This is a genomic window from Kineococcus endophyticus (assembly GCF_040796495.1).
GTDB classification, from domain to species: domain Bacteria; phylum Actinomycetota; class Actinomycetes; order Actinomycetales; family Kineococcaceae; genus Kineococcus; species Kineococcus endophyticus.
Genome location: NZ_JBFNQN010000007.1, coordinates 280,595 through 288,179 on the forward strand (window position 1 = coordinate 280,595; position 7,585 = coordinate 288,179).

At 72.9% G+C, this 7,585-nt stretch carries 7 protein-coding genes and 1 rRNA gene; 5 read left to right on the forward strand and 3 right to left on the reverse strand.

The genetic code is table 11. The features are described from left to right. Window positions 1-7: 7 nt before the first annotated feature. Complete coding sequence (secA, locus tag AB1207_RS12190; protein WP_367638604.1) at window positions 8-2,695, forward strand: preprotein translocase subunit SecA; 2,688 nt, start codon at window positions 8-10, stop codon at window positions 2,693-2,695. 19 nt (window positions 2,696-2,714) lie between these two features. Here the strand turns inward: secA and AB1207_RS12195 are convergent, their stop codons facing one another. After that, the gene (locus AB1207_RS12195) at window positions 2,715-3,227 is read right to left on the reverse strand and encodes an Rv3235 family protein (protein WP_367638605.1); all 513 of its coding nucleotides are present in this window, start codon (window positions 3,225-3,227) and stop codon (window positions 2,715-2,717) included. Between the two features lie 46 nt (window positions 3,228-3,273). Beyond that, on the reverse strand, window positions 3,274-3,846 hold the full coding sequence (locus tag AB1207_RS12200; RefSeq protein ID WP_367638607.1) for a LysM peptidoglycan-binding domain-containing protein: 573 nt from the start codon (window positions 3,844-3,846) through the stop codon (window positions 3,274-3,276). Between the two features lie 203 nt (window positions 3,847-4,049). Here AB1207_RS12200 and AB1207_RS12205 point away from each other — a divergent pair, with 203 nt between their 5' ends. Beyond that, a complete protein-coding gene (locus AB1207_RS12205) occupies window positions 4,050-4,601 on the forward strand; it encodes a hypothetical protein (RefSeq protein ID WP_367638609.1) in 552 nt (183 codons plus the stop codon). A 15-nt stretch (window positions 4,602-4,616) separates the two neighbouring features. On the opposite strand, the gene AB1207_RS12210 is transcribed toward AB1207_RS12205, so the two are convergent. After that, on the reverse strand, window positions 4,617-4,838 hold the full coding sequence (locus AB1207_RS12210; RefSeq protein ID WP_367638610.1) for a helix-turn-helix transcriptional regulator: 222 nt from the start codon (window positions 4,836-4,838) through the stop codon (window positions 4,617-4,619). Window positions 4,839-5,101: 263 nt separating this feature from the next. On the opposite strand from AB1207_RS12210, the gene AB1207_RS12215 reads away from it, so the two are divergent. From AB1207_RS12215 to AB1207_RS12225, 3 genes are all read left to right on the forward strand, one after another. Further along, complete coding sequence (locus tag AB1207_RS12215) at window positions 5,102-5,767, forward strand: hypothetical protein (protein ID WP_367638612.1); 666 nt, start codon at window positions 5,102-5,104, stop codon at window positions 5,765-5,767. Further along, window positions 5,764-7,029, forward strand: coding sequence for a CpaE/TadZ family protein (locus tag AB1207_RS12220; RefSeq protein WP_367638614.1), 1,266 nt, complete (start codon window positions 5,764-5,766; stop codon window positions 7,027-7,029). Before AB1207_RS12215 ends, AB1207_RS12220 begins: the two co-directional genes overlap by 4 nt. Window positions 7,030-7,464: 435 nt before the next feature. Next, window positions 7,465-7,585: ribosomal RNA gene (locus AB1207_RS12225) — 16S ribosomal RNA — on the forward strand; the annotation flags it as partial.

A 7,585-nucleotide genomic window follows, 5' to 3' on the forward strand; every position in this document is an offset into this window, starting at 1 on the left:
TGATGGGGTGCCAGCGATCGTCGAAAAGGTCCTCCGCGCCGGCGAGGGCCGCGTCGTCAAGCGTCTGCACCGCATCGCGGAGCAGGTCAACGCCCTCGAACCCGACTTCGAGGGGATGAGCGACGCGGAGCTGCGGGGCGAGACCGACCGCTTCAAGGAGCGCCTCGCCGGTGGCGAGACGCTCGACGACCTGCTCCCGGAGGCCTTCGCGGTCGTCCGCGAGGCGGCTCGCCGCACGCTGGGCCAGCGGCACTTCGACGTGCAGCTCATGGGTGGTGCGGCGCTGCACCAGGGCAACATCGCCGAGATGCGCACCGGTGAGGGCAAGACGCTCGTCGCCACGCTGCCGGCGTACCTCAACGCGCTGACCGGCAAGGGCGTCCACGTCATCACGGTCAACGACTTCCTCGCCGAGTACCAGTCCGACCTCATGGGACGCGTCTTCCGGTTCCTGGGCCTGACGAGCTCCTGCATCCTGTCCCGGATGCGCCCCGACGAGCGGCGCGAGGCCTACGCGGCCGACATCACGTACGGGACGAACAACGAGTTCGGCTTCGACTACCTGCGCGACAACATGGCGTGGAACGTCTCCGAGATGGTCCAGCGCGGCCACCACTTCGCCGTCATCGACGAGGTCGACTCGATCCTCATCGACGAGGCCCGCACCCCGCTGATCATCTCGGGCCCCTCCGACGCCCCGACGAAGTGGTACACGGAGTTCGCCAAGATCGTCCGGCGCCTGACGATCGACGTCGACTACGAGGTCGACGAGAAGAAGCGCACCATCGGCATCCTCGAGGCCGGCATCGAGAAGGTCGAGGACCTCCTCGGCATCGAGAACCTCTACGAGAGCGTCAACACCCCGCTCATCGGGTTCCTCAACAACGCCGTCAAGGCCAAGGAGCTCTTCAAGCGGGACAAGGACTACGTCGTGTCCCCGAACGACGAGGTCCTCATCGTCGACGAGCACACGGGCCGCATCCTGGCGGGCCGCCGCTACAACGAGGGCATGCACCAGGCCATCGAGGCCAAGGAGGGGGTGCCGATCCAGAACGAGAACCAGACGCTCGCGACGATCACGCTCCAGAACTTCTTCCGCATGTACGACAAGCTCTCGGGCATGACCGGGACGGCCATGACCGAGGCCGCCGAGTTCCACCAGACGTACAAGCTGGGCGTGGTGCCGATCCCCACGAACCGGCCCGCCGTCCGCATCGACCAGCCCGACCTCGTCTACAAGAACGAGCAGGCCAAGTTCGCGGCCGTCGTGGAGGACATCGCCGAGCACCACGCCGCGGGGCAGCCGGTCCTCGTCGGGACGACGAGCGTGGAGAAGAGCGAGTACCTCTCCAACCTGCTGACCAAGGCCGGTGTCGAGCACACCGTCCTGAACGCCAAGCAGCACGAGCGCGAGGCCTCGATCGTCGCGCAGGCCGGCCGCAAGGGCGCCGTCACGGTCGCCACGAACATGGCCGGCCGCGGGACGGACATCATGCTCGGCGGCAACGCCGAGTTCCTCGCGGTCGCCGCCATGAAGGACAAGGGCCTGGACCCCGACGAGGCGCCCGACGCCTACGAGGCGGCCTGGCCGGAGGTCCTCGAGCAGGCCAACGCCTCGGTCCAGGCCGAGCACGACGAGGTCCGCGACCTCGGCGGTCTCTACGTGCTGGGCACCGAGCGCCACGAGTCGCGCCGCATCGACAACCAGCTGCGCGGACGGTCGGGCCGCCAGGGCGACCCGGGGGAGTCCCGGTTCTACCTCTCGCTCACCGACGACCTCATGCGCCTGTTCAACGCCGCGCTCGTCGAGAGCTTCCTGACCCGCACGGGCATCCCGGAGGACGTCCCGATCGAGTCCAAGATGGTCTCGCGCGCCATCCAGAGCGCCCAGGGCCAGGTCGAGGGCCGCAACTTCGAGATCCGCAAGAACGTCCTGAAGTACGACGACGTCCTCAACCGCCAGCGCGAGGTCATCTACACCGAGCGCCTCAAGGTGCTCGAGGGCGAGGACCTGCACGTCCAGATCCGCCACTTCATCGACGACGTCGTCACCGCGTACGTCTCGGAGGCCACCGCCCGGGGCTTCGGCGAGGACTGGGACCTCGAGGAGCTGTTCACGGCACTGCGCAGCCTGTACCCCGTCTCGATCACGCCCGAGGAGGTCGTCGAGGCCGCCGGTGGCCGCGGGAACCTCACCGTCGAGCGACTGGTCGAGGAGATGCGCGGTGACGCGCAGGCCTGCTACGACGCCCGCGAGGAGGAGCTGGGGGCCGAGGCCCTGCGCGACCTCGAGCGCCGCGTCGTCCTGTCGGTCCTGGACCGCAAGTGGCGTGAACACCTCTACGAGATGGACTACCTGCAGGAGGGCATCGGCCTGCGGGCGATGGCCCAGCGGGACCCGCTCGTGGAGTACCAGCGCGAGGGCTACCAGCTCTTCGGCGCGATGACCGACGCCATCAAGGAGGAGTCGGTCGGGTACCTGTTCTCGCTGCAGGTCCAGCCGGCCGCCCAGGCCGGTGTCGCCGCCACGCCGCCCGGTTTCGGTGCTCCGCCGGTCCGTCAGCAGCTGCAGTACTCCGCCCCCACGGCGGAGGGCGACGTCGAGGTGCACGCCGGTGACGCGCAGGCGACGGAGGCCGCCACGGGCAACCGCGCCCAGCGCCGCGCGGCCGAGCGCGCCCAGCGCGAGGTCTGACCCCCTGGCGCCGGCCGGGTCACCGCGTCTCGAGCGCGGTGACCCGCCACCGGTCGCCGGAGCGGTCGGTGCACCGCTCGACGCGCAGCGCCGCCGCCTTGACGCGGTCGCCGTCGCGCAGCACCGCGCTCACCTCCGCGATCCCGTCGAACGGGAACGAGACGCGCAGCGAGGACACGTGCGCGGCCCGGACGGCGCCGCGCGCCGCCGGCCGCACACGTGAGCGCAGCCGGGCCTGCACGGCCGCCTTGCGCTGGACACCGCTGTAGATGTCGGCGCTGGACCAGCGCAGCAGCTGCTGCGTCGGCCGCTGCCCGGACAGGACCTCCAGCAGCGTCACGAGGTACCGCTTCGTCCAGCCCGTGACCTCCGGCAGCTCTGCGGGCGGCAGCAGCCGCAGGTCCTGCAGCTCCAGCTCGAGGACGCCCTGGTCCGGGCTGAGGTGCGTGAGGACCGGCCCCTCGGCGCCGAAGGCGTCCTCGTCGTCGACGTAGCGGGGCAGCCGTCCGGTGCGGGTGGCGGTGCTGGGCACGGGGGTTCTCCTCGGCGGGATCGGGTCGGTCGGGTCGGGGGAGTTCTCAGGGCAGGCGCAGGACCTGGCCCGGCAGCAGCCGGTCGGGGTCGTCCCCGATGACGTGGGCGTTCGCGGCGTAGAGGCGCTCCTGCTCCGCCAGGACCTGGCCGCGGGTGGCGTCCGGGCCGAGCCGGCGCTCGGCGAGCGACCAGAGGCTGTCGCCGCGCAGCACCACGACCTCGCCGGCGACGTCCCGGGTGGGGGCGGTCCGCGGAGCTGGCGCGTCCCACCCGACCTCCACGGGCGCCGCACGGCTCGCCGCCGTCGGCCACCCCGGGTCGAGCGTCGCCGTGGCGGCCCACCCGACCTCGGGAACCGCCGGCGACGCAGCCTGGGCGGACAGCGCGGCGGACCCCAGGAGCAGCCCGACGACGAGCGCGACGAGTCGTCGCACGACGGCCGGCACCCCCGGTGTGAGGCGGACGGCGCGCCGGGGGGAGCGGCGGACCCGCACCTCGTCAACGACCGCGACCACGACGCTGAGGGCGAGCCACAGCGCCACCGCGAGGCCGACCACGACGCACACACCGACGACGACCTCGGCGGGGTCCTGGCTGCCGAGGAACGGTGGGCGCACGATGGGGCTCCTGAGGGGTTCGGGCGGCGGTTGGATGTCGTTTGCTGCTGTTTGCTGCGGCATGTCTACCGAGACCCTGTGCGGCGGACCAGGGAACGGTCCGGGGTGCGCCCGATCGGAGGGCACCGGCTGACGCACCGTCAGGCGAGGTCACCGGCGCCGTCACGCGCGGTGCTGACGCGTGCGCTCGTACCGTGGGACGCGTGCGCTGGGACGACCTGTTCGACGACCTCGAGGGTCAGGCCGAGCACGCGCGCCGGCAGGACCTCGCGGCGGAGGTGGCCGACCGCACGCGGCGCGAGCAGGCGACGGTGGTCCTCGCCGACCGCGTGCGCGCAGCCCGGGGTGCGCTGACGTGGTCGCTGCTTGACGGGTCGACGCTCGTGGGTCGGGTGCTCTCGGCGGGGCCGGGGTGGTACCTGCTGACGGCCGGCGCCGGTCCGGAGGCCGACGGCCCCCAGGGGCGTCAGGTGCTGCTGCCCGCCGACGCCGTCGTCGGGGTGCGCGGTGTGCCGGACTGGAGCGCCCCGCCGCTGAGCCCGGTCGCGGCGCGACGCACGTTCCTCATGGCCTTGCGGGCGCTCGGCGAGGCGGGGGTGCGGGTGCGGGTGCGCACGGCCACGGGCTCGCACGTCGCACGCCTGGGCCGGGTGGGGGCCGACCACGTCGACCTGCTGCCGGGGGAGGGGGCGGACCGGGACGAGGTCCTGACGCTGCCGTTCGCGGCGGTGCTGGCGGTGCACGAGGCCCCGTGAGGGCCCCGGGCGCACTCAGACGGTGTGGTCCTCGCCGCCGGCGAGGACGATCTCCCGGGTCTGCGCGTACATGCGCTGGATGTAGTCCTCGAGCTCGGTGTCCTCGACGCGCCACTGGCCCCGGCCACCGACCTTGATGGCGCGCAGCTCACCCGTCCGGACCAGCGCGTAGGCCTGGGCCGAGGAGATCGCGAGCGTCTCGGCGACGTCCGCGAGCGGGAGGAATCGAGCAGGCACGCTGGCTCTCCTGAGCACTCGAGGGGCACTGTCGGGCACGGGACCCGGCGGTGTCCGCATCCTGCCACGACGTCACCCGGTCGCCTCTGGCCCGATCGGGTGGCCTGTGGACAACCGCGGGGGGCCGAGGTCGCGGAGCCCCACCATGACTGTCGACCAGGACGGACGGGCGAGGGACGGGTGGACGGGTGCGGACAGCGGTGCGACCGGTGCGAGGGCGGGACGTCGGCGCGGGGGGCACGACCGGAACGACGACCCGCAGGGTGGTGGCGCCCTCGTGGCGCGACCCGCGGCTGCTCGTCGGAGTCCTCCTCGTGACGGGCAGCGTGGTCCTCGGCAGCGTCGTCGTCGGGCAGGCGCGGGACACCACCACGGTGTGGGGCCTGGCGCACGCCGTCGGCGCCGGTCAGCGCCTCACCTCCGCCGACCTGACGGTGGTCGAGGTGCGCCTCGACGCCACGACGGCCGCGCGGTACGTGCCGACGGACACCCCGGCGGACGCCGCCCTGGGCGAGCGGGCCGTTGCGCTGCGCGGTCTGGGGGCCGGCGAACTGCTGCCCCGCGCCTCCGTGGGGCGTGCGGACGACCTGTCCGCCCGGCCCGTCACCGTGCCGGTCGAGGGCGCCGTCCCGCCCGGGCTCGTGGTCGGGTCCCTCGTCGACGTCTGGGTCGTCCCGGCGCGCGACGCCGGCACCCTCGCCGGGTCGACGGACGGCGCGCAGGCGGCGCCGGCCCCGGAGCAGCTCGTCGCCTCGGCCGAGGTGGCGTCTGTGGTCACCGGCGGCGGGGCGCTCGCGACCCGCTCCGGCGCGGACGTCCAGGTCGTCGTCCCGCAGGACGCCCTGCCCGCCGTGCTGCAGGCGGTCACGGCCGACGACGACCTCGTCCTCGTGCCCGTGCCCGGCAGCGCTCCCGGCGGTGGCGCGTGAGCCTGCCCGTCCTCGTCGCCGTCCCCGGTCCGGCGGAGTCCCGGTTGCTCGCCGGCTGGGAGCCGCTGCGGCGCGAGGTCGTCGTCGTCCGCCGGTGCGCCGACGTCGCCGACGTCCTGGCTGCGGTGGGTGCGGGTCTGGCGCGCGCCGTCGTCCTGGGTGCCGACCTGCCGGGGGTCGACACGGAGGTGCTCGCGGACCTGCGACGACGGGGCGTCGGGACCGTCGTCCTGCTGCCCGCCGGGGCGGCCGGGGAGGACGCCGAACGGCGGTGGCGCGGGCTCGGTGCGACGCGGTTCTCCGTCGAGGACCGACCTCCCGCCGACGTCGCCCGCGAGGTCGCGCTCGCGGCCGCAGCGGAGCAGACGCCCCCGACGTCGCCGGCGGAGACCGGTGTCGAGGAGGCGTTCGGCGCTCCCGGACGAACGGTCGCGGTGTGGGGACCCCACGGGTCCTGCGGTCGGACGACCGTCGCGGTCAACGTGGCCGCCGAACTGGGCGAGGCGGGACGCAGCGTGCTGCTGGTGGACGCGGACGCCCGCGGTGCGTCCGTGGGGCAGTCCCTGGGGCTGCTCGACGACGCGCCGTCGCTGCTGGCCTGCGTCCGCGCCGCGGCGGACGGTCGTCTCGACGCCGCTGGCCTCGCGGCGCGGGCGGCGGTGGTCGGTGAGGGTCTGCACGTGCTGACGGGGGCCCCCGACGGTGCCCGCTGGGGAGAACTGCGCCCGACGGCGCTGCGGCGCGTCCTGGAGGTGGGGGCGCTCGCGCACGACTGGACGGTGGTCGACCTGTCCGGCGGGACGGACGACCTCGCGGAGGAGGAGTCGGGGCGTGACGCGGTGCTGGCGACGGTCCTCGGCACCGCGGACGTGGTCCTCGTCGTGGGGGCTGCGGACCCCGTCGGTCTGCAGCGCTTCGCCCGCGCGTGGACGCGTCTGCCGGACCTGGCCCCGGACGCAGTCGTCGTCCCCGTCGTCAACCGCCTGCGCGCCAGCGCGGTGGGCAGCCCCGCCGCCCGGCGCGTGAGCTCGCTGCTCCGACGGGTCGTGGGTGTCGAGGGGGTCTGGACCGTGCCCGACGACGTGGTCGTCGACGAGGCGCTCCTCACCGGGAGGCCGCTGGCGGAGCACGCCGCGCGGTCGGCCGCTCGCGTGGCGCTGCGGGATCTCGCGGCTCACGTCGAGGACGTCGCCGACGCTCCCGACACCCCGCCGGCGGAGGACGTGACAGCGGGATTTGACCCGCTGCTGGCCCGCAGTTAACGTAGTTGTCACACCCCAGCGGGGAGGAACGGACGGGCAACCGGCCGGTTCCCGCGGGTGGATCGGGACTCTCCCAAGGACACCGGCCAGGTTTCGCTCAAGAGCGTGCACCGGGTGCCGATGAACAAGGAGCGTCCTGACCGGGCCGAAGAGCCCGGTACGCTGGGACGAAGTCCGCAGACGAGAAGCCGCGAAAGCGGTTGACAGTCGTGCGTCCGGTTCTTGAGAACTCAACAGTGCGCTAGAAATATGTTGATGCCAATGCATTAACCCCCAATGGTCTTCACTCCTGTGTGGGTGGGGATCGGGGTTCCTTTGGGATCTACCCCCGTGCCGGCTTGCCAGCTCGGTGCGGGGTTTGGAGTCCAAGGTCAACTATGAAGTGAAATGATCTAGGTTGCTCGGCTGCTTTGGTGGCTGGTGATCGATGGTTTTTCGACGGAGAGTTTGATCCTGGCTCAGGACGAACGCTGGCGGCGTGCTTAACACATGCAAGTCGAACGGTGAAGCCCTTCGGGGTGGATCAGTGGCGAACGGGTGAGTAACACGTGAGCAA